At 71.2% G+C, this 23,584-nt stretch carries 24 protein-coding genes; 5 read left to right on the forward strand and 19 right to left on the reverse strand.

Features of this window, described 5'->3' with window-relative positions:
- Positions 1–54: 54 nt before the first annotated feature.
- Positions 55–1,206 (reverse strand): signal recognition particle-docking protein FtsY, encoded by a 1,152-nt coding sequence (ftsY, locus tag AW274_RS22185; RefSeq protein WP_062435794.1) that lies wholly within the window; start codon positions 1,204–1,206, stop codon positions 55–57.
- Between the two features lie 432 nt (positions 1,207–1,638).
- On the opposite strand from ftsY, the gene AW274_RS22190 reads away from it, so the two are divergent.
- A complete protein-coding gene (locus tag AW274_RS22190) occupies positions 1,639–2,004 on the forward strand; it encodes a YciI family protein (RefSeq protein WP_063813536.1) in 366 nt (121 codons plus the stop codon).
- Positions 2,005–2,011: 7 nt separating this feature from the next.
- Positions 2,012–2,224: a hypothetical protein gene (locus AW274_RS22195; protein ID WP_062435811.1), complete on the forward strand. Its 213-nt coding sequence runs from the start codon at positions 2,012–2,014 to the stop codon at positions 2,222–2,224.
- Between the two features lie 418 nt (positions 2,225–2,642).
- On the opposite strand, the gene AW274_RS22200 is transcribed toward AW274_RS22195, so the two are convergent.
- The 11 genes from AW274_RS22200 to AW274_RS22245 all read right to left on the reverse strand — a co-directional run bounded on the left by AW274_RS22200 (position 2,643) and on the right by AW274_RS22245 (position 14,985).
- Positions 2,643–6,332, reverse strand: coding sequence for an AAA family ATPase (locus AW274_RS22200; protein ID WP_062435815.1), 3,690 nt, complete (start codon positions 6,330–6,332; stop codon positions 2,643–2,645).
- A 140-nt stretch (positions 6,333–6,472) separates the two neighbouring features.
- On the reverse strand, positions 6,473–6,667 hold the full coding sequence (locus AW274_RS39385) for a hypothetical protein (protein WP_083974639.1): 195 nt from the start codon (positions 6,665–6,667) through the stop codon (positions 6,473–6,475).
- 189 nt (positions 6,668–6,856) lie between these two features.
- Positions 6,857–7,126, reverse strand: coding sequence for an acylphosphatase (locus AW274_RS22205; protein ID WP_062341443.1), 270 nt, complete (start codon positions 7,124–7,126; stop codon positions 6,857–6,859).
- On the reverse strand, positions 7,120–7,977 hold the full coding sequence (mutM, locus tag AW274_RS22210; RefSeq protein WP_062435818.1) for a bifunctional DNA-formamidopyrimidine glycosylase/DNA-(apurinic or apyrimidinic site) lyase: 858 nt from the start codon (positions 7,975–7,977) through the stop codon (positions 7,120–7,122). The genes AW274_RS22205 and mutM overlap by 7 nt, the downstream gene beginning before the upstream one ends.
- The gene (gene rnc / locus AW274_RS22215) at positions 7,977–8,726 is read right to left on the reverse strand and encodes a ribonuclease III (RefSeq protein WP_062435821.1); all 750 of its coding nucleotides are present in this window, start codon (positions 8,724–8,726) and stop codon (positions 7,977–7,979) included. The genes mutM and rnc overlap by 1 nt, the downstream gene beginning before the upstream one ends.
- A gap of 227 nt (positions 8,727–8,953) precedes the next feature.
- The gene (gene rpmF, locus AW274_RS22220; protein WP_030456611.1) at positions 8,954–9,133 is read right to left on the reverse strand and encodes a 50S ribosomal protein L32; all 180 of its coding nucleotides are present in this window, start codon (positions 9,131–9,133) and stop codon (positions 8,954–8,956) included.
- Between the two features lies 1 nt (position 9,134).
- A complete protein-coding gene (locus tag AW274_RS22225) occupies positions 9,135–9,692 on the reverse strand; it encodes a YceD family protein (RefSeq protein ID WP_062435825.1) in 558 nt (185 codons plus the stop codon).
- Between the two features lie 75 nt (positions 9,693–9,767).
- Positions 9,768–10,244: a pantetheine-phosphate adenylyltransferase gene (coaD, locus tag AW274_RS22230; RefSeq protein WP_030456609.1), complete on the reverse strand. Its 477-nt coding sequence runs from the start codon at positions 10,242–10,244 to the stop codon at positions 9,768–9,770.
- Positions 10,245–10,253: 9 nt separating this feature from the next.
- Complete coding sequence (gene rsmD / locus AW274_RS22235; protein ID WP_062435828.1) at positions 10,254–10,820, reverse strand: 16S rRNA (guanine(966)-N(2))-methyltransferase RsmD; 567 nt, start codon at positions 10,818–10,820, stop codon at positions 10,254–10,256.
- A 418-nt stretch (positions 10,821–11,238) separates the two neighbouring features.
- Complete coding sequence (gene recG, locus AW274_RS22240; protein ID WP_062435830.1) at positions 11,239–13,401, reverse strand: ATP-dependent DNA helicase RecG; 2,163 nt, start codon at positions 13,399–13,401, stop codon at positions 11,239–11,241.
- A gap of 33 nt (positions 13,402–13,434) precedes the next feature.
- Positions 13,435–14,985 (reverse strand): DAK2 domain-containing protein, encoded by a 1,551-nt coding sequence (locus AW274_RS22245; protein ID WP_062435833.1) that lies wholly within the window; start codon positions 14,983–14,985, stop codon positions 13,435–13,437.
- A gap of 125 nt (positions 14,986–15,110) precedes the next feature.
- Between AW274_RS22245 and rpmB the strand changes: the two genes are divergently transcribed.
- On the forward strand, positions 15,111–15,296 hold the full coding sequence (gene rpmB / locus AW274_RS22250) for a 50S ribosomal protein L28 (RefSeq protein WP_030456605.1): 186 nt from the start codon (positions 15,111–15,113) through the stop codon (positions 15,294–15,296).
- 50 nt (positions 15,297–15,346) lie between these two features.
- On the opposite strand, the gene thiD is transcribed toward rpmB, so the two are convergent.
- The 3 genes from thiD to AW274_RS22265 all read right to left on the reverse strand — a co-directional run bounded on the left by thiD (position 15,347) and on the right by AW274_RS22265 (position 18,715).
- Positions 15,347–16,150, reverse strand: a complete 804-nt coding sequence (thiD, locus tag AW274_RS22255) for a bifunctional hydroxymethylpyrimidine kinase/phosphomethylpyrimidine kinase (protein WP_062435836.1) — start codon at positions 16,148–16,150, stop codon at positions 15,347–15,349.
- A 28-nt stretch (positions 16,151–16,178) separates the two neighbouring features.
- Positions 16,179–16,712 carry a hypothetical protein gene (locus tag AW274_RS40475; protein ID WP_157520659.1) on the reverse strand — a complete coding sequence of 178 codons (534 nt, stop codon included), beginning with the start codon at positions 16,710–16,712 and terminating at the stop codon, positions 16,179–16,181.
- A 1,070-nt stretch (positions 16,713–17,782) separates the two neighbouring features.
- Positions 17,783–18,715, reverse strand: a complete 933-nt coding sequence (locus AW274_RS22265; protein ID WP_062435842.1) for a thiamine-phosphate kinase — start codon at positions 18,713–18,715, stop codon at positions 17,783–17,785.
- 64 nt (positions 18,716–18,779) lie between these two features.
- Here AW274_RS22265 and AW274_RS22270 point away from each other — a divergent pair, with 64 nt between their 5' ends.
- The gene (locus tag AW274_RS22270; protein ID WP_062349509.1) at positions 18,780–19,013 is read left to right on the forward strand and encodes an Lrp/AsnC family transcriptional regulator; all 234 of its coding nucleotides are present in this window, start codon (positions 18,780–18,782) and stop codon (positions 19,011–19,013) included.
- Positions 19,010–19,429, forward strand: coding sequence for a DUF3515 domain-containing protein (locus AW274_RS22275; protein ID WP_062435844.1), 420 nt, complete (start codon positions 19,010–19,012; stop codon positions 19,427–19,429). The genes AW274_RS22270 and AW274_RS22275 overlap by 4 nt, the downstream gene beginning before the upstream one ends.
- Here the strand turns inward: AW274_RS22275 and AW274_RS22280 are convergent.
- The 4 genes from AW274_RS22280 to AW274_RS22295 are packed head-to-tail and all read right to left on the reverse strand — an operon-like array spanning position 19,426 to position 23,564.
- Positions 19,426–20,520 (reverse strand): D-alanine--D-alanine ligase family protein, encoded by a 1,095-nt coding sequence (locus AW274_RS22280; protein ID WP_062435847.1) that lies wholly within the window; start codon positions 20,518–20,520, stop codon positions 19,426–19,428. The two genes, AW274_RS22275 and AW274_RS22280, sit on opposite strands and share 4 nt — an antisense overlap.
- A gap of 40 nt (positions 20,521–20,560) precedes the next feature.
- Positions 20,561–21,847, reverse strand: a complete 1,287-nt coding sequence (locus AW274_RS22285) for a trans-sulfuration enzyme family protein (protein ID WP_062435850.1) — start codon at positions 21,845–21,847, stop codon at positions 20,561–20,563.
- A gap of 16 nt (positions 21,848–21,863) precedes the next feature.
- Entirely contained in the window at positions 21,864–22,868 is a 1,005-nt protein-coding gene (locus tag AW274_RS22290) for an NAD(P)H-dependent glycerol-3-phosphate dehydrogenase (protein WP_062435853.1), read from the reverse strand.
- Between the two features lie 21 nt (positions 22,869–22,889).
- Positions 22,890–23,564 (reverse strand): lysophospholipid acyltransferase family protein, encoded by a 675-nt coding sequence (locus AW274_RS22295; RefSeq protein WP_062435856.1) that lies wholly within the window; start codon positions 23,562–23,564, stop codon positions 22,890–22,892.
- Positions 23,565–23,584 lie beyond the last annotated feature (20 nt).

Here is a 23,584-nt window from a genome sequence, read left to right on the forward strand (position 1 = left end):
CGACTCAGGAGGCATCTTCCGAAAACGACCTTGTGTCCGGCTTGGAGAAGACCGTCAATCCCCGAGGAGGGCGTCCACGAAGACCTCCGGGTCGAACGGCGCGAGGTCGTCGGGGCCCTCGCCCAGGCCGACCAGCTTCACCGGTACGCCCAGCTCCCGCTGCACCGAGATCACGATGCCGCCCTTGGCGGTGCCGTCGAGCTTGGTCAGCGCGATGCCCGTGATGTTCACGACCTCGCCGAACACCTGCGCCTGCCGCATGCCGTTCTGCCCGGTCGTCGCATCGAGGACCAGCAGCACCTCGTCGACCTGGGCCTTCTTCTCGATGACGCGCTTGACCTTGCCGAGCTCGTCCATGAGCCCGGTCTTGGTGTGGAGCCGCCCGGCCGTGTCGACGATCACCACGTCGGCCTTGTCGGCGATGCCCCGCGCCACGGCGTCGAAGGCGACCGACGCCGGGTCGCCGGCCTCGGGGCCGCGCACCACGGGGGCCCCCACGCGATCGCCCCACGTCTGGAGCTGGTCGGCAGCCGCCGCGCGGAAGGTGTCGGCCGCGCCCAGGACGACCGACTTGCCGTCGCCGATCAGGGAACGGGCCAGCTTGCCGGTGGTGGTGGTCTTGCCGGTACCGTTCACGCCGACGACCAGCAGGACCGCCGGGCGCTCGCCGGGGGCGGAGGTGTGGAGGGTCCGGTCGAGGCCGGGGTCGATCTGGGTGAGCAGCTCGGCGCGGAGCAGGGCGCGGACCTCACTCGGTGTACGGCTGCCGAGAACCTTCACCTTCGTCTTCAGGTCTTCGACCATGGCCCGGGTCGGGGCGACCCCGACGTCGGCCGTGATCAGGGTCTCCTCGATCTCGTCCCACACGTCGTCGTCGAGCCGGTCACGCGACAGCAGTTCGAGCAGCCCCCGGCCGAGCGTGCTCTGCGAGCGCGCCAGCCGGGCCCGCAGCCGGACCATGCGCCCGGCCGACGGCGGCGGGACCTCGACCTCCGGCGGCTTGACCAGCTCCTCAACGGGAGCGGCCGGAGGCGCCACCGTCTCGACGACCTCCTCCTCGACCGGCGGCGCGGGGGCCTGCGGGGTCGGGGCAGGGGGCGGCGGCAGGGTCGTCTTCGACCTCGGCCGTACGAGCAGGGCGGTGGTGCCTATGCCCAGGAGTATGACGACGATGATGATCGCGATGATGCCGATGTACCCATCCACAAAACGTCAGTCTCCCAGATTCGAGCGCCGTGCCTCCGCGCGCCGGGCGTGCCGCTAGGTCCCGGTGTCGCTCCGCTCTCTCCTGCCCTGCGAAAGCCGGAGGACCCCGATGATCGTCTAGCTGTTCCACCCTCACCCGAGGCGACCGGAGCTTCAGCGGCGAGGCCGCAACAAACGAGCGCCCCATATCACTTGCCGACTAGCCCAGTTCGGCTGAAAGACCACCCATCCAAGCCGCATTCCTGACACGCCGACGCAGTGGCGGAATGCTGGCACGCCAACGCAGTGGCGAAAGGCTGGCACGCCGACGCTTTGGCCGACGGCTGGCACGCCGACGCACTGGCGGAAGGGTCGGGTCAAGATCCGCTGGAGGATGACGGAGAACGTCCACCGGGTTGGCGGCGCGCGTGCCCCGTGTAAGGCTTGTCGGCCATGAAATACATGATCCTCATGTACGCCGACCCGGCTGCCACCGAAGCGATGACCGCCTCAGAGCGAGCAGATGTGGCCCGCCGGCACGAAGCCCTCCACCGAGACCTGGCCGGCACGAGCGAGATGCTGAACGGAGCCGGGCTGGCGTACCCGAAGAACACCACGACCCTCCGGTGGCGGGCAGACGGATCGACCACAGCAGAGGGTCCGTTGACCGGAACGACGGAGCAGCTGACCGCCTACCACGTGGTCGACTGCGCGACCCCGGAGCGGGCGCAGGAGATCGCCAGCCGTGTCCTCGATTTCCATGTCGTAGCTGTCGAGGTACGCCCGATCCACGACTCGTTCGGTATGAGTGACGCCTGATCCGCCCATGGACAAGGCGCTCCTATCGGTAGCCGAGCAAGGCCGCCAGCCGATCGACGTCGTCATCGCTGAGAAGCCCCGCCGCAGCCACGATCGACCGAGTGTAGGCAGCGATCACGTCATCCTCCACAGCCCTCTCACCGACATCCGCGCCTTGCCGCGCAGCCGCCGACACGGCGTCGGCGGCGGGCCCATCCCGGCAGTCGGCAAGATCATCTAAGCCGTCAGGCCGGGGAGCCTCAGCCTCCGAAGCCAGATCATTTGGCAGTAGCAGTCCACCCAACAGGCCGTCACACTCCTCTGGTTTCGCGCAGGCAGTGGGAAAAGCACGTTGGGCCAGGCGGGTTCGCGCGGGCGGTGCAGAAGACAGGCCGGGCCAGGCTGATTCGCACACGCGGTGGAGAAGCCAGCTCGGTCAGGCTGGTTCGCAACATGCGGCGCAGCAGCACGCCGGTCAGACGTGTTCACACAGGCGGTGGAAAAACAGGCCGGACCAGGCTGGTTCGCACCACGCGGTGGAGAAGCACGCCCGGTCAGACGTGTTCGCCTAGGCGGTGGAGAAACAGGCGCGTTCGCGCAGGCGGGGAAAGCAGGCCGGCTCACGCGAGTTCGCACAGGCGGTGCAGGAGCAGGCCGGGTCAGGCGGGTTCGCGCAGGCGCTGGCTGACTACCTGGGTCACGCCGTCGCCGCGCATCGACACCCCGTACAGCGCGTCGGCGATCTCCATCGTGCGCTTCTGGTGGGTGATGACGATCAGCTGGGAGTTCTGCCGCAGTTCCTCGAACAGGGTCAGCAGACGCTGGGTGTTGGTGTCGTCGAGGGCGGCCTCGACCTCATCCATCACGTAAAAGGGCGACGGCCGCGCTTTGAAGATGGCGACCAGGAACGCCACCGCCGTCAGCGACCGCTCGCCGCCCGACAACAACGACAAGCGCTTGACCTTCTTCCCCGGCGGGCGGGCCTCGACCTCGACGCCGGTGGTCAGCATGTCGGTCGGGTCGGTCAGCAGCAGGCGGCCCTCCCCTCCGGGGAAGACCCGGTCGAAGATGGTCGCGAACTCCCTCTGGACGTCTTCGTACGCCGCCGAGAACACCTGCTCGACCCGGTCGTCGACCTCCTTGACGACGAGGAGCAGGTCGCGGCGGGTCTTCTTCAGGTCTTCCAGCTGGGAGGTGAGGAACGTGTGGCGTTCCTCCAGGGCGGCGAACTCCTCCAGGGCCAGCGGGTTGACCTTGCCGAGCTGCTGCATCTGCTTGTCGGCGATCTTGGCCCGCTTCTCCTGTTCCTCGCGCACGTAGGGCACCGGAGGGTCTCCGGGCACGAGCGCCTTGGGGCCGTATTCGGCGATCAGGGCCTCCGACTCGACGCCGTACTCCTCGACGGCGCGCTCCTCCAGCTGTTCGAGGCGCATGCGCTGTTCGGTGCGGGCCATCTCGCTGCCGTGGGCGCGGTTGACCAGTTTGTCGAGCTCGGAGCCGAGTTCGCGGACCCTGATCCGGACCGTCTTGAGCTCGGCGTCGACGGCCTCTCTGGCCACGGCGAGCTCGTCGCGTTCGGCGGCGGCCCGCATGATCGACGCCTCCAGGGAATGGAGGGCGACCCGGGCGGCTCTCGACACGCTCGCGGCGACGGTGGCCTGGCGGCGGCGGCGGGCCCGCTGGGCGGCGGCCTTGGCGCGGTCGTCGCGTTCGCGCTGGGCGGCGCGCATCAGGCCGTCGGCGCGGCCGGCGATGCCGCGGACCCGTTCCTCGGCGGTGCGGACCGTCAGGCGGGCCTCCATCTCGGCCTGGCGGGTGACGCCGACCGTGGCGGCCAGGCGGTCGCGGTCTTCGGTGGTGGGCTCGGACTCCAGTTCGGCGGCGAACTCGGCCTCGGCGAGTTGCTCCTCCAGCGTGAGGGACTCCTCGCGGGCCAGTTCGCGGCCCTCTTCGGCGAAGGTCACCGAGCCCTGGAGGCGTTCGGCCTCGTCCAATGCCGCCTTGACGTTGGCTTCGAGGCGGGCGAGCTGCTTGGCGGCGTCGGCGAGGCGCTGGTCGGCGGCGCGTTGCCGGCCCCGGGCCCGGTCGAGCACCGACTGCGCCTGGTCGAGGTGGGAGCGGGCGGCGTTGACGCCGTTCTGGGCGGCCGACTGCTGGGCCTGCGCCTCGGCGACCGCCGCCTGGGCTGCTTCGAGGGCCTCCTGGGCGGCGGCCTCGGCCTCGTGGGCCTCCTCCAGGGCGAACGCGGTCTCCTCGCCGGCCGCGCGGGCCCGGTCGAGGTCGGCCCCGGCCTGGTCGAGCGCGGCCCGGACCTGGAGGACCGAGCCGCCGCCGGAGCCGCCCTGGGCGGTGTGGGCGCCGAGGAGGTCGCCGTCGCGGGTGACCGCCCGCAGGTCGGGGCGCGCGGCGACGATCGTGCGGGCGGCGTCGAGGTCGGGGGCGACGACGACGCCGTACAGGAGATGGTCGAGGGCGGGGCGCAGCTCGGCGGGGACCTCGACCAGGTCGGCGGCCCATTCGAAGGAGCCGGCGGGCCGGGTGACCGCGGGGGCCGCGCCGATGACCAGGGAGGTCCGGCCGGTCTCCTTGGCGCGGAGCAGGTCGAGGGAGTCGAGCGCGACGTCGATCGAGCCCACCGTCACGGCCTCGGCCAACGGACCGAGCACGGCCGCGATGGCGGTCTCTGCGCCCGCCCTGACGCTCATGACCGCGGCCAGCGGCGCGTGGCCGCCGTCGGCCAGCAGGGCGGTGCCGTCGGCTCCGCCCGAGAGGCTCAGCCCGAGCGCCTCCCGGCGGGCCTCCAGCGCGGTGACGGCCTTCTGGGCGTCCTGGTCCGCCGTACGGGCGGCCGAAACCCCCGAAGACGCGGCCGACAGGGCCGCGCGGGGGCCCGCCAGCGCGGCGCGGGCCTCGTCGACGGCGGCCTTGGCCTCGTCGGCGGCCTCGCGGGCCACCTCGACCTCGGCGCGGGCGAGCTCGACGCCCTCTTCGGCGACGGCCAGCTCGGCGGCGACCTCGGGGTCGGTGGCGGGTTCGGCGACCGCCTGGGCCTCCAGGTCGCCCTGCGCCTGGGCGGCGCGTTCCCTGGCCTGCGCGACGGCGGCCTCCAGCCGGCCGATCTCGTCGTCGGCGGCCCGCACCCGGCCCCGGGCCGACTCGGCCTGCCCGCGCAGCCGCGCGAGGGCCTCGCGGCGGTCGGCGGCGGCGCGGGCGGCGATCGACAACCGCCGCTCTTCACCGGCGAGTGATTCTTCGGCCTCGGTACGGGCGTCGACGGCCGCTTCGAGCCGCATCTGGGCCTCGTCGAGAGCTTCCTGGAGCACCCGTTCCTGTTCGCGGATCTGGGCGGCCTCGCGCTCGAACTCCTCGGGGTCGCGCCCGCGCCGCTCGATCGACGCCGCGTCGGTCGCGTGGCGCTCCCGCTCGGCCGCCAGGTTCTCGACCGAACGCAGCCGCTCCCGCAGGGCGGACAGGGCGTAATAGGTCTCCTGGGCGACGGTCAGCCGGGGCTGGGCCTCGGCCGCGGCGGCCTCCAGCGCGGCCTCACGCGCCTGGTTCTCGTTGAGCCCCTGCTCGACCTGCGAGCGCCGGTTCTGTACGGCCGCCTCATCGGCCGCCTCCCGCTCCAGCGTGTCACGCAGGGAGACCACGTCGTCGGCCAGCAGCCGCAGCCGGGCGTCGCGCAGGTCGGCCTGGATGACGGCGGCCTTGCGGGCGATCTCGGCCTGGCGGCCCAGCGGCTTGAGCTGGCGCCGCAGTTCGGTGGCGAGGTCCTGGACGCGGGTGAGGTTGGCCTGCATCGCGTCGAGCTTGCGGAGCGCCTTCTCCTTGCGCTTGCGGTGCTTCAGGACGCCCGCGGCCTCTTCGATGAACGCCCGGCGCTCCTCGGGACCGGCGTGCAGCACCTGGTCGAGCTGGCCCTGGCCGACGATGACGTGCATCTCCCGGCCGATGCCGGAGTCGGACAGCAGTTCCTGGATGTCGAGCAGGCGGCAGGTGTCGCCGTTGATGGCGTATTCGCTCTGGCCCGACCGGAACATGAGGCGGCTGATCGTCACCTCGGAGTATTCGATCGGCAACGCGCCGTCGGTGTTGTCGATCGTGAGGGTGACCTCGGCGCGGCCGAGCGGCGGGCGTGAGGAGGTGCCCGCGAAGATGACGTCCTCCATCTTGCCGCCGCGCAGCGACTTGGCGCTGTGCTCGCCCATCACCCACGCGAGGGCGTCGACGACGTTGGACTTGCCCGACCCGTTGGGCCCGACGACACAGGTGATCCCAGGCTCGAACTGGAGCTTCGTCGCGGACGCGAACGACTTGAAGCCGCGCAGGGTGAGGGTCTTCAGGTACACCTCAGGAGTCCCTCCCTGCGCCGACAGTACCGGGGAAGACTATCGCCTGCTTCCCAGATCGGCGGTCAGGGAACTCAAATGACGAGGGACGCCCCTACGAGGCGCCCCTTGCAATTTGATTCTCGTGAAAACCCGGTCTCTCAGGTGAGAGCCGGCTCGCGATCCTGCAGCCTGACCAGGTCTTCGTCACGAGTTTGCGCCGCAAGGGCCTCGTTCTGTTCCTGGAGTCGGGTGAGTTCTGCCTCCAGATCACGGATGCGCTGCTGGAGGCGACGCATTTCCGAGACCATTCGAGGATCAGGACCGCCGACGTGGCCGAGTAGAGCCTTAGCCATGGTTAAGGGTCCTCCACGCTGAGTGACCAGACTGGTTCGCGCACTTCAAGCCGCGGGAGGGGTGCGCGTGGTTCTTGTCCAAGAGTCGCACCGGCTGCGAAGTCGGTCAAGTTGAACGCCTCGTAAGGATCAGCCGTTGGACACTGTCGACATGTAAATATACCTCATTTGGGCGGTTTAAGGGAAGAGCTATCGCTCCACGAACCCCACCAAACCGCCCTTGACGTCCGACCAGCGCTCAGACACTCCTAAGACATGCCCGGGCGTGTCAGAGCCTCTCAGACGCTCCAGGAGGCGCTCACAGGCGTCTCTGGGGCCCTCGGCCACCACCTCGACCCGCCCGTCGCCCAGGTTGAGCGCCCAGCCCGTCAGCCCGAGTTCCAGCGCCCGCGCCCGCGTCCACCAGCGGAAACCCACGCCCTGCACCCGCCCGCGCACCCACGCGGTGAGCCTCACCATCGCCCGTTCCTCGGACGCGGCTGGCAGGTGGGGCACGAATAGCTGCTGCGGTTCATGAATGGGTCTCTCCGGATCGGCGTGCCACATCTCGGGCAGGGTTCGTCGCGGCGGCCGTACACGTTGAGTGACCGGTCGAAGTAGCCCGATTCGCCGTTCACGTTCACATACAGGCTGTCGAACGATGTACCCCCCTGGCCGAGCGCTTCGGTCATGACCGCACGGGCGGCGGCAAGGAGTTCGGAGATCTTCGGCCTGGTCAGGGTCTCGGTGGCCCGCGCCCAGTGCAGTTTCGCCCGCCAGAGGGCCTCGTCGGCGTAGATGTTTCCCACGCCGCTGATCAGGCTCTGGTCAAGAAGCGCCCGCTTTATTCCGGTTTTTCGCTTTTTCAGAGCTGCCGTAAAGACGTCCTCGTCGAAGGCGTCCTCCAGCGGGTCGGGGGCGATGTGCGCGATCGGCATCGGGACCGTCCGCCCGGACGCCGCCGTCAGCTGGGTGATCATGAGGTGGCCGAACGTGCGCTGGTCGACGAAGCGCATCTCGGGGCCGTCGTCGGTGAAGGTCACCCTGACCCGCAGGTGCTTCTCGTCGGGCGAGCCCTTGGGGAGCATCAAGACCTGGCCGCTCATGCCCAGGTGGGCCATCAGCGCGGCGCCGTCGTCGAGCGGCAGCCACAGGTACTTGCCGCGCCGGTCGGCCGACTCGACGCGGCGGCCCTTGAGCTGGTCGGACAGCACGCCCTCGTGCCGGCGGACGGCCCGCGTGTGGAGCACCTCGGCCGACTCGATCGTGCGGCCCGACACCCAGACGTCGAGGCCGCGCCGGACGACCTCGACCTCCGGAAGTTCGGGCATCAGACGGCCTGGCCCGCCGAGGCGGCGGCGGCCTCACGGGCGTCGCGCATCGCGCGGATGGCCGTCCAGGCGGCCTCGGCGGCCTGCTGCTCGGCCTCCTTCTTCGACCGGCCGGCGCCCTTGCCGTAGTCCTGTCCGCCAACCCGGACCGTCGCCACGAACGACTTGGCGTGGTCGGGACCCGACTCCTCGACGTGGTATTCGGGCACGCCGAGCACCTCGGAGGCGGTCAGCTCCTGCAGCGAGGTCTTCCAGTCGAGCCCGGCGCCCAGCGACGCCGACCGCTTGATCAGCGGGTCGAACAGCGTGTGCACGACCCGGAACGCCTCGTCGAGGCCCTTGTCGACGTACACGGTGCCGATCAGGGCCTCCAGCGTGTCGGCCAGGATCGACGACTTGTCACGGCCGCCGGTGCCCTCCTCGCCCCGGCCCAGCCGCAGGTAGCGGCCCATGCCGAGCGAACGGGCGACGTCGGCCAGGGCGCGCATGTTGACCACGGCGGCCCGCAGCTTGGCCAGCTGGCCCTCGGGCAGGTCGGGGTGGTCGCGGTAGAGCGTGTCGGTGACCACGAGCCCCAGCACCGAGTCGCCCAGGAACTCCAAGCGCTCGTTGGTGGGCAGCCCGCCGTTCTCGTAGGCGTAGGAGCGGTGGGTCAGGGCGCGTTCCAGGATCGCGATGTCGAGCCGGACCTGGAGGACGACCTCCAGTTCGTCGCGGACGACCTCGACGGCGACGGGCTTACCGATCATGAAGTTCCTCCTGTGCATGGCGAATCGCCCGCACGGTGGCAGGAGTGAACTTCTGGCGAAGCCCCGAAGGCGTGGTGGACGCCGGGTTGAACCCGGCGTCCACCACGACCGCGGGCACGACCGCCACCGCGCTGTGGAGACGCGCCCGAATTGACGCGTCTGTGGAGCAAAATAACGCCGACCGGGGTCGTTTGACGATCCCGGCCGGCGAACGAGTCACGCCGGATTTAGGCGTTGGGCTCGATGACCTGGCGGCGGTTATAGGTCCCGCACTCGCCACAGGCCATGTGGGGGCGCTTGGGGGAACGGCACTGCGGGCAGCTCACGAGAGCGACCGCGCTGGTCTTCCACTGAGACCTGCGGGCGCGCGTGTTGGCCCGCGACATCTTCCTCTTGGGAACGGCCACGTCAGGCCTCCTGATCGTCTTCGTCGTTGTTGGAAACCAGGCCCCGCAGTGAAGCCCAGCGGGGATCGAGCGTCTCGTGGCGGTGGTCGGGACCGGCCTCGGCCAGTTTGACCCCGCACTCCGTGCAGAGACCGGCGCAGTCGTCGCTGCACACCGGGCTCAGCGGCAGCGCGAGCACCACCGCGTCACGGAACGTCGGCTCAAGATCCAGCAGCTCGCCGTCGAGGATCTGGTCGTCCTCTCCGGCGTCTTCCGCCGTGTAGAAGAAGAGCTCCTGGAAGTCGACCTCGATGTCCGAGGTCAGGGGTTCCAGGCAGCGCGAGCACTCTCCCGTGAGAGGGGCCAGCGCCGTGCCCGTGACGAGCACGCCTTCCATCACTGCTTCGAGCCGGAGATCCAGCTCGACGTCGGCGTCTTTGGGGACGCCGATCAAGCCGACCGCGACGTCCGCCGGAGCCGGGAGAACGGGTTTCATCGTGCGCATCGACCCCGGGCGGCGCCCGAGGTCATGGGTCGAGACAACCCATGGAGCGCGAGGGTCGAGGGTGTGCACTTTCATCCTGGTCTCTTAGGCATGGCGAATCACCGCCGTCGTGCAAGGCCGAAACGCAAGAATACCAGCCCGCCGGGGAGCTCAGCCGCGCACGCGTTCCACCAGCAGCTCCAGCACGAGATCGGGCACCAGGCCCGACACGTCGCCGCCGTAGCGGGCGATCTCCTTCAGCCGGCTGGAGGACAGGAAGGAGTATTCGGGGTTGGTCGACATGAACAGCGTCTCGACCCCCGACATGCGGTAGTTGAGCTGGGCCATCTGGAGCTCGTAGTCGAAGTCGCTGACCGCGCGCAGGCCCTTGACGATCGTCGGGATGCCCTGCTGCCGGGCGAAGTCGACCAGCAGGCCGTGGAACTTCTCCACGCGGACGTTGCCGTATTCCTTGGTCACCGCCTGGAGCATGTCGATGCGCTCCTCGACGGTGAACAGGCTCGTCTTCTCGATGTTGATCAACACCGCGACGACGACCTCGTCGTACAGACGCGACGTTCGGCCAATGATGTCGAGATGGCCGTTCGTCACGGGATCGAACGATCCGGGGCAGACGACTCTGCGCACAACAACCCCCTACTCGGCCCGGTTGGCGTGACCGTACCAAACGGTCGCTTCACCGTAACGACGCGCCCTGGCCTCCTCATAGCCGGGGGGCCACTGCAGATCATTCCCTCTGGTCTCGCGTTCGACCGCCACCAGGGCCCCCTCGGCGAGCCAGCCGTTCTCCAGCAGCTGGACCAGCACCCTGCCGACCACCTCGTCGGACACGGCGTAGGGCGGGTCGGCGAACACGAAGTCGTAGGGCTCGCCCTCGCAGGGGCGCGCGACCAGCCGCTCGACCTTCTCGGGCCGCACCACGGCCCCCGGGAGGCCCAGCGCGGCGACGTTGGCCCTGATCGTGCGCAGCGCCTTGGCGTCGGACTCGACCAGCAGCGCGTGGCCGGAGCCCCGGCTGAGCGACTCCAGCCCGATGGCCCCCGACCCGGCGTAGAGGTCGGCCACCCGTTCCGGCACGCCGGCGAGCGACCCGACGGTCGAGAAGATGCCCTCACGGGCGCGGTCGCTGGTGGGCCGGGTTCCCCTGCCGGGCGGGACCTCGATCCGCCTGCCACCGGCGGTTCCGGCGATGAGACGCGTCACCAGCCCATTGTCGCGGAGAGCCGGAATGGAAAAGCTCGGTAATGCCTGGCGAAGGAACGGCCAGGGTCGTTCCGTTCGGGGCGGTGGCCCTGCACTATGAACGTGCGGCCTTCAAGGTGACCCAGGGGAAGGCCGGCCGGCGTGATCGTGAGCCCTTCCGCACGCCGGCGCCCTCGGCACCTGACCCGAGGGTGGGCCCAGCCGGGGACGGCATTCGGGGGGAGGCCGTCCCATGGCTGGGCCCTGGGTCATTTCTATGACCCAGGGCCCTCCGCCCGGCAGCCCTCCGCCCCGATCGCTCCCGTTTCGAAACTCTTTCTTCCGTTACGGCTCCCGCCTGGCCGGCCCCGCCCGCCGCCTCCGCGCCCCGCCGCGACCGGCGCCGACCCCCGCTCCCGCCCCGCACCGCCACGCCGGATCAGGTCTTCTCCAGGTACTCCGCGCGTTCTCCCGCCGCCAGCGCGTCGAGTTCGGCCTTGAGCGCCGGGTGGTCGATCAGCTCGGGATCGCGGGCCAGCAGGTTCTGCGCCTCTTCCCTGGCCTCGGCGATCACGTCTTCGTCACGCAGCAGCTGGAGCATGCGCAGCGACGACTTGCGCCCCGACTGGGCCGCGCCGAGCACGTCGCCCTCGCGGCGTTGTTCCAGGTCGACGCGCGAGAGCTCGAAACCGTCGAGGGTGTTGGCCACCGCGTCGAGGCGGTCGCGGGCGGGGGTGCCGGGCATGGTCTCGCTGACCAGCAGGCACAGGCCCGGCAGGCCGCCTCGGCCGACCCGGCCGCGCAGCTGGTGGAGCTGGGACACGCCGAAACGGTCGGCGTCCATGATGATCATGACCGAGGAGTTCGGCACGTCGACGCCGACCTCGATGACCGTGGTCGCGACCAGCACGTCGATCTCGCCCCGGGTGAAGGAGCGCATGATCGCGTCTTTCTCCTCGGGCGGCAGCTTGCCGTGGAGCACCTCGACGCGCAGGCCCGCCAGCGGGCCCGAGGCCAGCATCTCGGCGACGTCGAGGACCGCCAGCGGCGGGCGGCGCTCGTCTGCGTCCTTGGTCAGGTCGCCCTCGTCGCCCTCCAGGTCGCCGATGCGCGGGCAGACGATGTAGGCCTGGCGGCCGAGCCCGACCTCCTCACGCACCCGCTCCCAGGTGCGTTCGAGGTAGTGGGGCTTCTCGGCGGCGGGCACCACGTGGGTGGTGATCGGCGCGCGGCCCGACGGGAGCTGCGAGAGCGTGGAGACCTCCAGGTCGCCGAACACGGTCATCGCGACCGTGCGCGGGATCGGGGTGGCCGTCATGACCAGCACGTGGGGCCGCCCGGACGCCGACTTCTCGCGCAGCGCGTCGCGCTGTTCGACGCCGAACCGGTGCTGCTCGTCGACCACGACCAGCCCCAGGTCGGCGAACTGGACCTTGTCCTGCAGCAGGGCGTGCGTGCCGACGACGATGCCGGCCGCGCCGGAGGCGGCGTCGAGAAGGTTCTGCCGCCGGGCGGCGGCGCCCATCGAGCCGGTCAGCAGGGCCACCGACGTGCCGCCGAACATGCCGCCGCCCGCGAGGTCGCCGAGCATGGCGGTGATCGAGCGGTGGTGCTGCTGGGCCAGGACCTCGGTCGGGGCCAGCAGGGCGGCCTGCCCGCCCGAGTCGGCGACCTGCAACATCGCGCGCAGGGCCACCACGGTCTTGCCCGCGCCCACCTCGCCCTGGAGCAGGCGGTGCATCGGGTGGTCGCGCCCGAGGTCGGCGGCGATCTCGTCGCCGACCGTGCGCTGGCCCTCGGTGAGCTGGAACGGCAACCGCCCGTCGAACCCGGCCAGCAGGCCGTCGGCGCTGCCGGGACGGGGCTGGGCGGGCAGGGCGTCGGCGGCCATGCGGCGGCGTACGAGAACGGCCTGGAGGTTGAACGCCTCGTCGAACTTGAGCCGCTTCTTCGCGCGGGCGATGTCGCCCTGGTCGCGCGGGCGGTGGATGAGGGTCAGCGCCTCGGCCAGGCCGATCAGGCCGTGGCGCTCGCGCATCGGGGCCGGGAGCGGGTCGTCGAGGGAGAGGGTGTCGAGGATCAGCCGCACCGCGCGGCCGATCTTCCAGCTCGCCAGGCTCTGCGCCGACGGGTAGATCGGCACCGGCGCGGTGGCGAACTCCTCGCTGGTCTCCTCGTCGTCGGTGACGTAGTCGGGGTGGGTGAGCGAGCGGCGTTTGGCGCCCTTCGGCGAGACGAACACGTTGACCTTGCCGGAGAAGGTCGCCTCGGTGCCCGGCAGCAGCCGCTGCTCGGCCACGAACGCGCCCTTGCCGAAGAAGGCCAGGTGGATGCGGTCTTTGCCGTCGGTGACCTCGACGTCGAGCCAGGTGCCCTGGCGGTTCTTCATCGGCCGCCGCTGCACCGCCGACACCCGCCCCCGCACGGTGGCGATCTCGTCGTGCTCCAGCGAGGCGATCGAGGTCAGCTCACCGCGCTCGGCGTAGCGGCGCGGGTAGTGGCGCAGCAGCTCACCGACGGTGGCGACGCCGAGGGCGCTTTCGAGCGGCGCGGCGGTCTTCGCGCCGACCACCCGCTTCAACGGCTCGTCGAACCTGGTCACGACACCCAGTTCTACCGCGACCGGCCGACAGAATCACTCCACGCCGATCAGCAGCGGGTAACCGCCCTGCCCGCCGGCGTAGGCGGCCACCTCGACGTCAGGCCGCTCGACCGCCAGCAGATCCTGTACGGCCTTCGCCAGCCCCTCCCCCGTCTCGCCCCCGGTCACCAGCGTCACCAGCTCGCTCGACGACGACACCAGACGCCGCACGACGTCCTCGGTCACCTCGCGCAGCTCGGTCCCGATCAGCGCGACGTCGCCGTCGACCACGCCCAGCACGTCGCCCGGCCGACAGACCCCCGCCGAGGTCATCGCCTCCCGGTTGGCCACCCAGACGTGCCCGTGCCGGGTGTGGGCGGCGGCCTCGGCCATGGCCAGCACGTCGTCGTCGAACCGCCGGGCGGGGTCGTGCACCGCGAGCGCGGCCAGGCCCTGCACCGAGGCGAGGGTCGGCAGCACGGCGACGACCGTGCCCTCCTCGCGGGCGATCTCCGCCGCCGCGGCGGCGACCGAGCGCACCGCGGCGTCGTTGGGCAGCACGGCGACCTCCGACCCGGCCTCCCTGATCGCCGCGAGCACCGCCGCCAGCGGCGGCGACGAGCCCGGTTCGCGGGTGACCACCACGGCGCCGGAGTCGCGGAACAGGGCCGCGAGCGCGTCTCCGGCGGCGACCGCGACGACCCCGCGCCCGCCGGTGACGTGGGCCCGGCCGCCCAGGTAGGTGATCCTGATCCGGTGCGGCCGCCCGGCCGCGAGCCCGGCCTCGATCGCGGCCCCGGCGTCGGCCACGTGGACGTGCACGTTCCAGAGCCCGTCGCCGCCGACGATCACCAGCGAGTCGCCGAGGGCGTCGAGCTCCTCGCGCAGGCGGTCGACCGAGGGGGCGTCCAGGAGGTACATGACCTCGTAGCCGTGGACGTCGTCGTCCTCCGTGCGGATCACCGGCCGCGCCGGGGCGGGCACCTCGTGGCGGCCGTGCACGCCCGTGACGACGTCCACGAGCGTTTCGAGGATGATCACCAGCCCGGCCGCGCCCGCGTCGACGACCCCGTTCCTGGCCAGCACGTCGAGCTGGCCGGTCGTGCGGGCCAGCGCCCCGCGGGCCTCCTCGGCGGCCTTCGCCGCGATCATCGCGAGGTCGCCGGGCAGGTCGCGCACCGCGGAGGCGGCCGTGGTCAGCACGCTCAGCACGGTCCCCTCGACCGGGCGCGACACCGCCGCCCTGGCGAGTTCGGCCGCCCTGGCCAGGCCGGTCCGCAGGTCGTCGGCGCGGCCCTCGGCCGTGCGGAGCACCTCGGCCAGCCCGCGCAGCGCCTGGCTGACGATCACCCCCGAGTTGCCCCGGGCGCCGAGGAGCGCGCCGTGGGCGAGGGTGCGCCAGGTCGCGTCGTGGTCGGCCGTGTCAGGCAGCGCGTCGAGGGCGTCGGCCGCCGCGAGCAGCGTCAGATGGAGGTTGGTGCCGGTGTCGCCGTCGGGGATCGGGTAGACGTTCAGCGCGTCGATCTGGGCGCGGGCCACGCCGAGCGCCTGCGCCGACCGCCGGGCCCACTCGCGTACCGCGGGGGGATCGAGGACGTCCAGCATGGGTGATCCCTTCGTTTAACATGCATTGGCCGACATCGGCTATCCTCATATGGCCAGCCGTTCGGCCTGGCCTTTCTGCCCGTTTCGAGCGACCGGGCCTCTGATTCTCCGAAGGAGCGATGACCGTGGCTTCCGTCTGCGACGTCTGCGCTAAGAAGCCGATTTTCGGCAACAACGTCTCCCACTCGCACCGCCGAACCCGCCGCAACTGGAAGCCCAACATCCAGACCGTGCGCGCGACGGTCAACGGGACGCCGAAGCGGCTTAACGTGTGCACCTCCTGCATCAAGGCCGGGAAGGTCACCCGCTAGAGCTTGTTCCGAAAAGGCCCGCCTCACGAGGCGGGCCTTTTCGTGTCCGCTCACTGCACGACGTCGAGGGGCCGCCACTGCCAGGCGTGGTCGACCGGGCCGATGCCCGCCCCCAGGGCGAACCCGTGGGCGATGGCGCCGGTCACGTAGTCTTTCGCGATCCTGACCGCGTCGGGCACGTCTTCGCCGTGGGCCAGGTGCGAGGCGATGGCCGAGGCCAGCGTGCAGCCGGTGCCGTGGGTGTGGTCGTTGTCGTGGCGTTCGGCGCTGTAGCGGTATTCGGTCTGGCCGTCGGTCAGCAGGTCGACCGGCTCGCCCGGCAGGTGGCCGCCCTTGATCAGCGCCCACTTCGGCCCGAGCGCGAGCACCGCCTCGGCGGCCTCCATCATCTGCTCCTCGGCCTCGACCTTCACGCCGGTGAGCTGCTCGACCTCGTACAGGTTGGGGGTCACGACCGTGGCGAGCGGCAGCAGCCGGGCCCTCACCACGTCGACCGCCGCCGGTTCGAGCAGCGGATCGCCGTGCTTCGACACCCCGACCGGGTCGATCACGATCGGCGCGGCGACGCCCGCGAGCACCTCGGCGACGGTCTCGACCAGGACCGGCGAGGCCAGCATGCCGGTCTTGACCGCGTCGACGCCGATGTCGCCCAGCACCGAGTCGAGCTGGGCCCTGACCGCCTCGGGCGGCAACTCCCAGTAGCCCTGCACGCCAAGGGAGTTCTGCGCGGTCACCGCGGCTATCACGCTCATGCCGTGGACACCGTTGGCCAGCATCGTCTTCAGGTCGGCCTGGATCCCGGCGCCACCGCCGGAATCCGAGCCCGCGATCGTCAGCACGCGCGGTGGGGTCATGCTGACATCCAATCAGTAGCCTCGCCGGCTAGAACCCGAACCCCGGCTGGTTCTGCGTCGGCCCGGTGTCGAGGTCGACCTCGACGGGCGGCGGCTCCGGCGTGGGCGTGGTCGGCTTGGGCTTCGGACTGGGCTTCGGCTTGGTGACCACCGGCTGCGGATGCGGCCGCGAGGTCGCCTGCGCCGTCTCCGACGCCTTGGGCGTCGGGCTCGGCGAGGCCTTCCGCGGCGTGGGCGACGGCGAGGGCGGCGCGGTCTCACTGGGCGTGGGCACCACCACCAGCTCGGTCCCGCCGGACGCCAGCCTGATCCCCAGCAGGGTCAGGCACACCGCCGCGACGACGGCCACCCCGGAGATCACCGCCATCCGCCGCGACCGCGTGATCGGTGCGGCGCCCTGGCTCCGCCGCCGACGCCCCGGCTTCGGCCCGGGAGGCAATGGCGCCTCAGTGGTCGTCTCGGGCATCTCGCCCGTGGTGGCCTCGTCGTCATCGGGCCACCGATAGGTCAGCTGCGCCGTCCCCTGCTGCCCGGCCGCGCCGTCGGCAAGAGCCGCCCGCACGGGGGCGGTGATCGGCCCGGTGGCCGGATCATCGGCTCCCTGGAGCAGAGCCCCAAGAGGATCGTGATCGACGGGCCCGGTGAAGGGACCCGTCGCAGGATCGCCAGGAGGCGGCCCGACCGGGCCCGTGAACGGCCCTGTCGCAGGACCACCCGAAGGCGGACCGAGCGGACCCATAAAGGGACCCGTCGCAGGTCCACCCGGTGGCGGGCCGGCGAGACCCGTGAAAGGACCCGTCAAAGGATCAGCCGGATGCGGACCGGCGGGACCTGCTGGGGGTGCCCCGATGGGACTCGTGAAGGGTCCTGCCGAGGGGCCACCCGGAGGTGGCACGACCGGTCCGGTGAAGGGGCCCGTCGAAGGTTCGGCGGGATGCGGCGCGAGAGGACCTGCCGGGGGTGCCCCAATGGGACCTGTGAAGGGTCCTGCCGAGGGGCCACCCGGAGGTGGCACGACCGGCCCGGTGAAAGGACCCGTCGAAGGACCACCCGAAGGCGGCCCGACCGGGCCCGTGAAAGGGCCCGTTGAAGGATCGCCCGGAGGTGGCGCGCTCTGCCCGATAAAAGGCCCCGCCGCAGGACCGCCTGCAAGCCCGTTGAAGGGACCTGCTGGAGGACCTCCCGGAGGCGGACCCGGGAACGGACCGGCCTGAGGAGTGCCGATCGGGCCCGTGAACGGGTCGGCCGCAGGGCCGCCCTGGGCGGCGAAGGCGCCTGTCGACGGCAGAGTGCCGAAAGGCGGGGTCGCGTCGGGTCCCGGGCGGGCCTGGATCGGGGCTTGGACGGGTGCGGCGAAGGCGCCCGTCGACGGCGGGCCGGTGGTGGGGTCGGCCGGGGCCTGGACCGGGGCGGCGAGGGGGCCGGTGGGCTGGGGGTCTCCCGGGTTCGGGATCGGTGCAGGTGGGACCGGGCCCGTTATGGGATCGCCGGTCGCTTCGACCTTCGGCTTGTTCTTCTTGGCCGGGGTCGTGGCCGTCCGTCCGGCCCGGTGGCGCCCCATTGCTGGTCCTTCCTGATCTGCACCCGCCAACCTTCTTAACAGGTCACGCTGCCGCTGTCACAAAGTTCCCGTCATCCTCGGAAGTGATCCCAACCCCCCGGGACATTCTCGCGCCCTCCGGCCTGTACTCCATCCCCTTCGGCCACATTTCCTACAATCCGCCACTCGGAAGGCAGGAGAACCCCCGATGGGAAGGTCGCCGCGAGCGCGTGGTCCTCGCCTCCGGTGAGGATCCAGTCGACGGGGTCGGCCCCGAGGGCCTTGGCCGCCGCCGCGAGGTCGTCGGGCACCTCGACGGGGTCGAGCACGATCGCCACCCCGCTGGCCGCGCAGATGTGGCCGAGGTCCTGCATGAGGCCGTCGCTGACGTCGAGCATCGCGGTGGCGCCCAGCGCGGCTGCCCGGGGGCCCTCGCGGTAGGGCGGCCGGGGTTGCCGGTGCGCCTCCACCAGATCGTCAAAACCTGACAATCCCGCCAGAAGCAGTCGCAAACCGGCCTCAGAACGCCCCAGAGGGCCCGTCACGGCCACGACGTCGCCCGGCCGGGCCCCCGACCGCAACACGGCCGAGCGGCCCTGGAGATCTCCCAGGGCGGTCACGCCCAGCACCACGGAGGAGGAGCGGGTCACGTCTCCCCCGGCCAGGCTCGCCCCGACGAGGGCGCACTCGTCCCGGAGTCCGTCGATCAGCGCGTCGAGCCAGTCGACCGGCAGGTCGGCGGGTATGCCGAGGCCCACGAAAAGCCCCGTCCCCACCGCCCCCATGGCCGAGATGTCGGAAAGATTCTGAGCTGCGGCTTTTCGGCCTATTTCGTACGGGCTGGACCAATCGCGGCGAAAGTGTCTACCCTCAAGGAGCATGTCCGTCGTGACGACGACCCTGCCGTCAGGAGCGCGCAGGATCGCCGCGTCGTCGCCTGGGCCGAGGAGGACTGTCGCGCCTTGGGGCAGACGCCCCGATATCCGGCTAACAACACCGAATTCGCCGAGTTCTCCGACTGTGATGTCACACCTCCTGGTGTTCGGGGTACCTTGACCTTTCGGTGGTGATCAATCCCGGGAGGACCTGATGGTGCAGGCCTACATCCTTATCCAGACCGAGGTCGGCAAGGCCGCAGCGGTGGCCGAGACCATCGCGAAGATCCCAGGGGTCACCCAAGCCGAAGACGTGACCGGCCCCTACGACGTGATCGTCCGGGCCGAGGCCAACAACGTCGACGAGCTCGGCAAGCTGGTGGTCGCCCAGATCCAGTCCGTCAAAGGCATCACGCGCACGCTGACCTGCCCTATCGTCCACATATGAAGCGTGGCTGGTTGATCGTGGCGGTCCTGGCGGCCGGGTGTGCCCAGGCCGTGAGCCTCGACCCGCCGGCTCCCGGAGGGGCCGCCGCGACCGCCTGCCAGGCCCTGGCCAAGAGACTGCCGGCCACCATCGAGGGGCTGGCCCGGACCGAGACCGATCCGGTGTCCCCCTACACCGCCGTGTGGGGGCCCGGGGAGATCGCGCTCCGCTGCGGCGTCGACCGCCCGGCCTCGATGGAGGCCACCGCCGAGGTGAGCGACGTCAACGGGGTCGGCTGGTTCGCCGACCCCGCCCGGCCGACCCTGTTCACCTCGGTCAACCGCGAGGCGTACGTCGAGGTCACGATCTCGGCGAACCATCAGCCGGGCAGCGTCCTGGTCGACCTGGCCGACCCGATCAAGGCCACGATCCCCTAGCGCAGGCCTAGCGGGCGCTGGAGGGCGAGCTGGATCAGCCGGTCGACGAGCTCCGGATAGGTCAGCCCGGTCGCCGCCCACAACTGGGGCGCCACCGAGAGCGACGTGAAGCCGGGCATCGTGTTGATCTCGTTGAGGACCAGCCGGCCGTCGGGCGTGTAGAAGAAGTCCACCCGTGACAGCCCCTCGCAGCCGAGGGCCTCGTAGGCGCGTACCGCCATGGCCCTGATCTCCTCGGCCACCTCCTCGGGGAGGTCGGCGGGCACCCGCAGGGCCATCTGGTCGGGGTAGTACTTGGCCTCGAAGTCGAAGAACTCCTGCCCGCCGGTGACCAGCACCTCGCCGGGCACGCTGGCGGCCGGCGGCTCGTCGCCGAGGCCCTGCAGCACGGCACACTCGATCTCGCGGCCCGGGATCGCCGCCTCGACCAGGACCTTCGGGTCGTGCTCGCGGGCGAACTCGATCGCCGTCTCCAGCTCCTCGGGCGTCGACGCCTTCGAGATGCCCTGCGACGACCCGGCCCGCGCCGGCTTCACGAAGACCGGCCAGCCGAGCTCCTCGATCTCCTTGAGCACCCGGTGGCGGTCGGTGCGCCAGGTCCGGTCGGCGATCACGACATACGGCCCGACCGGCAGCCCCGCCGAGTTCAGGACCGCCTTCATGTACGCCTTGTCCATGCCGACGGCGCTAGCGAGCACCCCGGAGCCGACGTAGCGCACCCCGGCCATCTCGAGCAGGCCCTGGATGGTGCCGTCCTCCGCGAAGGGGCCGTGCATGACCGGGAAGACGACGTCGACCGTGCCGATCGAGCGCGGGATGTCGCCCGGGTCGAGGGCGACCAGGGAGCCGTCGCCGGGCGGGATGGCCAGCGGCGATCCGCTGGTGTCGACGACCGGCAGGGCGCCGTCCTCGATCGCGTAGCTCTGGGTGTCGGCCGCGATGACCCAGCGGCCGTCCGGTGCGATGCCGATCGGCACGACCTCATATCGCGCACGGTCGATCACCGACAGGACGCTCCCGGCACCCATCAGCGACACCGCGTGCTCGGAGTTGCGCCCGCCGAAGACGACGGCGACTCGAATCCGGTTCATGAGGTCCGAATCTATCCTGTCGAGGTGGAAAAACGCCTCGTCAGGTCCGAGCTCGGGGCAAAGAGCCCAATACGTCGAGTGCCCGGGTGACGTCGGCGATCAGGTCCTCGGCGTCTTCGAGCCCGATGGCGAACCGCACGGCCCCGGCGTCGACCCCCGACAGGGCCTCGTCGGAGCGCGCCACCGAGGCCAGGTGGACGGCCTTCGTGCAGGTGCCGCCCATCGACAGCGCGATGGCGGCAGTGCGCAGCCGGTCGGTCAGCGCCACCCCGGCCTCGAACCCGCCGTGGGGGGTGAGGGTGACGACCGCGCCGAACCGGGTGCCCTCGGGGCCGGAGTCGAACAGGTGCCGGGCGGTCCGGTGCCCGGGGTGGGTGGGCAGGCCCGGGTAGTCGACCCGCCGGACCTGCGGGTGCTTCGCCAGGGCGGCGGCGAAGACCATCGCGGTCGAGCACATGCGGCGCACCCGCAGCGGCAGGGTCTCCAGGCCGCGGCGCAGCAGGAAGGCGTCGTCGGGCGAGAGCGCCGAGCCGGTGTCGATGCGGGTCTGGCGCACCCTGGCGACCAGGTCGGGACGGCCGACCACGACGCCACCGACGCAGTCGTCGTGGCCGCCCATGTATTTGGTCGCCGAGTGGATGACCAGGTCGGCGCCGTGTTCGAGCGGGCGGCAGACGACCGGGGTGGCGAAGGTCGAGTCGACCACCAGCAGCGCGCCCGCCTCGCGGGCGACCTGGTAGAGGCCCCGGAGGTCGGCCACCGCCAGGGTGGGGTTGGCGAGCGTCTCGGCGTACACGATCTTGGTGGTGGGGCGGATCGCGGCGCGCACCCTGCGCAGGTCGGAGTGGTCGACGAAGTCGGCCGAGACCCCGAAGCGGGACAACACGTTGGCGAGCAGCTGGTAGGTGGCGCCGTTCACCGGGGCCGGGGCGACGATGTGGGAGCCGTTGCCGAGGAAGGTGAGCAGGGTGCCGGTGATCGCCGCCATCCCGGAGGAGAAGGCCTGACCGGCGACGTCCTCCGGCGCGGCGGCCCCTTCGAGGGCGGCCACCGCCGCGGCGAACGCGTCGACGGTCGGGTTGTCGATGCGGCTGTACGCGTACCCCGGCCGGTGCTCGGCGATCACGTCGGCGTGGTCGCCCGAGGAGTCGAAGGCCCACGAGGCCGACCGCCAGACGGGCAGCCCGATGGGCTCCTGCCGGGGCGTCGGCGGGGTGGGCAGGTGGACCGCCCGGGTGTTCTCGCCGAGGGCCGGGCCCGACCGGCGGGAGCCCGGTTGCGGCTCGCGCCGGGAATCGGCCGGGGTCTCGGGCCGGGCTCGTCTCACCGGGCGTCACCAGCTCTCAGACGTAGCGCTCTGGTTTCGGGGTGCGGGACATCAGCAGCATCGCGGCCTCGCCGGGGGTCATCCCGTCGTGCACCACCCCGACGACCACCTCGGTGATGGGCATCTCGACGTCGTGCTTCCTGGCGAGCTCCAGCACCGACTCGCACGACTTGACCCCCTCGGCGGTCTGCTTGGTCACGGAGACGACCTCCTCGAAGGTCATGCCGCGCCCAAGATTCTCACCGAAAGTACGGTTACGGGACAATGGAGAGGTACATGTCGCTATGAGATCGCCCATCCCGGCGAGTCCGGCGAAGGTGTGCTGGTCGGCGCCCAGCACCACGCCCAGCCGGGAGATCTCGGCCAGGCCCCGGGTCATCAGCGTCGCCGCCAGGTTGTCGCCCATGCCCATGCCGGCCGACACCCCGACCGCGAGCGCGATCACGTTCTTGACCGCGCCGCCGACCTCGACCCCGACGACGTCGGTGTTGGTGTAGGTGCGAAACCACGGCAGGTGGATGGCCTCCTGCAACCGGGACGCCACCGCCTCGTCGGAGCACGCCACCACCGTCGAGCCCGGCTGCCGCTGGGCCAGTTCGCCCACCAGGTTGGGGCCGGACACGACCGCGATCCGCTCCCTGGGCACCCCGCCGACCTCTTCGATGACCTCGCTCATCCGCTTGGTCGTCGACAACTCGATGCCCTTCATCAGGCTGACCAGCACCGCCCGGGGCGGCAACCAGGGGCGCCACGCCTCCAGGTTGGCCCGCAACGTCTGCGAGGGCACGGCCAGCACGACGTAGTCGGCGCCGTCCATCGCCTCGGCGGGGTCGGTGGTCGCGCGCACCGTGTCGGGCAGCCGCAGTCCGGGCAGGTAGTCGGGGTTCTCGTGGCGCTGGTCGATCGCCTCGATGAGATCGGGCCGGCGGCCCCACAGCGTGGTCTTCGTGCCCGCCTCGGCGAGAATGAGGGCGAACATGGTGCCCCACGAACCGGACCCGAAAACGGCAGCCTTGGTCATGGTGCTCACCGTACGCGGTGATTAGGCGTCAGGTGCCTTCTCACCCCGTAGCTCCGCTACGAGCAGGGTAATGGCGCGCATGATCTCCGCGGTCGCCTCGGCCGGGCGGTCGGCGAACCCCGACAGGTCGACCGGTTCGCCGACGACCGCCTTGAAGGTCTTGCGGGGGAAGATCCGGGGTTTCCTCTCGCCGTACGGCAGCAGTTCCTGCGCCCCCCAGTGGGCGATCGGGATCACCGGGGCGCCGGTCGCCAGCGCCAGGCGGGCCGCGCCGGTCTTGCCGGCCATCGGCCACAGGGCGGGGTCGCGGGTGATGGTGCCCTCGGGGTAGAAGAGGATGGCGCCGCCCTCGGCCAGGCGCTCCTCGGCGTCGCGCAGGGAGCGGTTGGCGTCGGAGCTGCCCCGGTAGACCGGGATCGCGCGCAGCGCGGCGATCACCCTGCCCAGGACCGGCACCCCGAAGACGCCCGACTTGGCCAGCACGACCGGCCAGCGGCCGGAGGCGTAGAGCAGGTGGCCGAGCAGCACCGGATCGGTCCACGACAGGTGGTTGGCGACGACGATGACGCCGCCGGTGCGGGGGATGCGGTCGAGCCGGCGCCAGTCGTGCTTCACGAGCAGCAGGGAAAGCGGCTTGATGATCACGACGGCGACCGTCTCCCAGAAACGGGACGGACGCCCGGGGCGGCGGCTCATCGCCCCAGTGTCCCGGTTGG

The organism is Herbidospora daliensis (assembly GCF_001570585.1).
GTDB classification, from domain to species: domain Bacteria; phylum Actinomycetota; class Actinomycetes; order Streptosporangiales; family Streptosporangiaceae; genus Herbidospora; species Herbidospora daliensis.

Bases quoted from the DNA above. Each gene is read 5' to 3' on its own strand.
- AW274_RS22190 (WP_063813536.1), top strand. From the start codon at position 1,639: ATGAAATACATGATCCTCATGTACGCCGACCCGGCTGCCACCGAAGCG.
- AW274_RS22195 (WP_062435811.1), top strand. From the start codon at position 2,012: ATGGACAAGGCGCTCCTATCGGTAGCCGAGCAAGGCCGCCAGCCGATC.
- AW274_RS39385 (WP_083974639.1), bottom strand. From the start codon at position 6,667: ATGGCTAAGGCTCTACTCGGCCACGTCGGCGGTCCTGATCCTCGAATG.
- AW274_RS22205 (WP_062341443.1), bottom strand. From the start codon at position 7,126: ATGGTGAGGCTCACCGCGTGGGTGCGCGGGCGGGTGCAGGGCGTGGGT.
- mutM (WP_062435818.1), bottom strand. From the start codon at position 7,977: ATGCCCGAACTTCCGGAGGTCGAGGTCGTCCGGCGCGGCCTCGACGTC.
- rnc (WP_062435821.1), bottom strand. From the start codon at position 8,726: ATGATCGGTAAGCCCGTCGCCGTCGAGGTCGTCCGCGACGAACTGGAG.
- AW274_RS22225 (WP_062435825.1), bottom strand. From the start codon at position 9,692: ATGAAAGTGCACACCCTCGACCCTCGCGCTCCATGGGTTGTCTCGACC.
- AW274_RS22245 (WP_062435833.1), bottom strand. From the start codon at position 14,985: ATGCTGGACGTCCTCGATCCCCCCGCGGTACGCGAGTGGGCCCGGCGG.
- thiD (WP_062435836.1), bottom strand. From the start codon at position 16,150: ATGACCCCACCGCGCGTGCTGACGATCGCGGGCTCGGATTCCGGCGGT.
- AW274_RS22270 (WP_062349509.1), top strand. From the start codon at position 18,780: ATGGTGCAGGCCTACATCCTTATCCAGACCGAGGTCGGCAAGGCCGCA.
- AW274_RS22275 (WP_062435844.1), top strand. From the start codon at position 19,010: ATGAAGCGTGGCTGGTTGATCGTGGCGGTCCTGGCGGCCGGGTGTGCC.
- AW274_RS22280 (WP_062435847.1), bottom strand. From the start codon at position 20,520: ATGAACCGGATTCGAGTCGCCGTCGTCTTCGGCGGGCGCAACTCCGAG.
- AW274_RS22290 (WP_062435853.1), bottom strand. From the start codon at position 22,868: ATGACCAAGGCTGCCGTTTTCGGGTCCGGTTCGTGGGGCACCATGTTC.
- AW274_RS22295 (WP_062435856.1), bottom strand. From the start codon at position 23,564: ATGAGCCGCCGCCCCGGGCGTCCGTCCCGTTTCTGGGAGACGGTCGCC.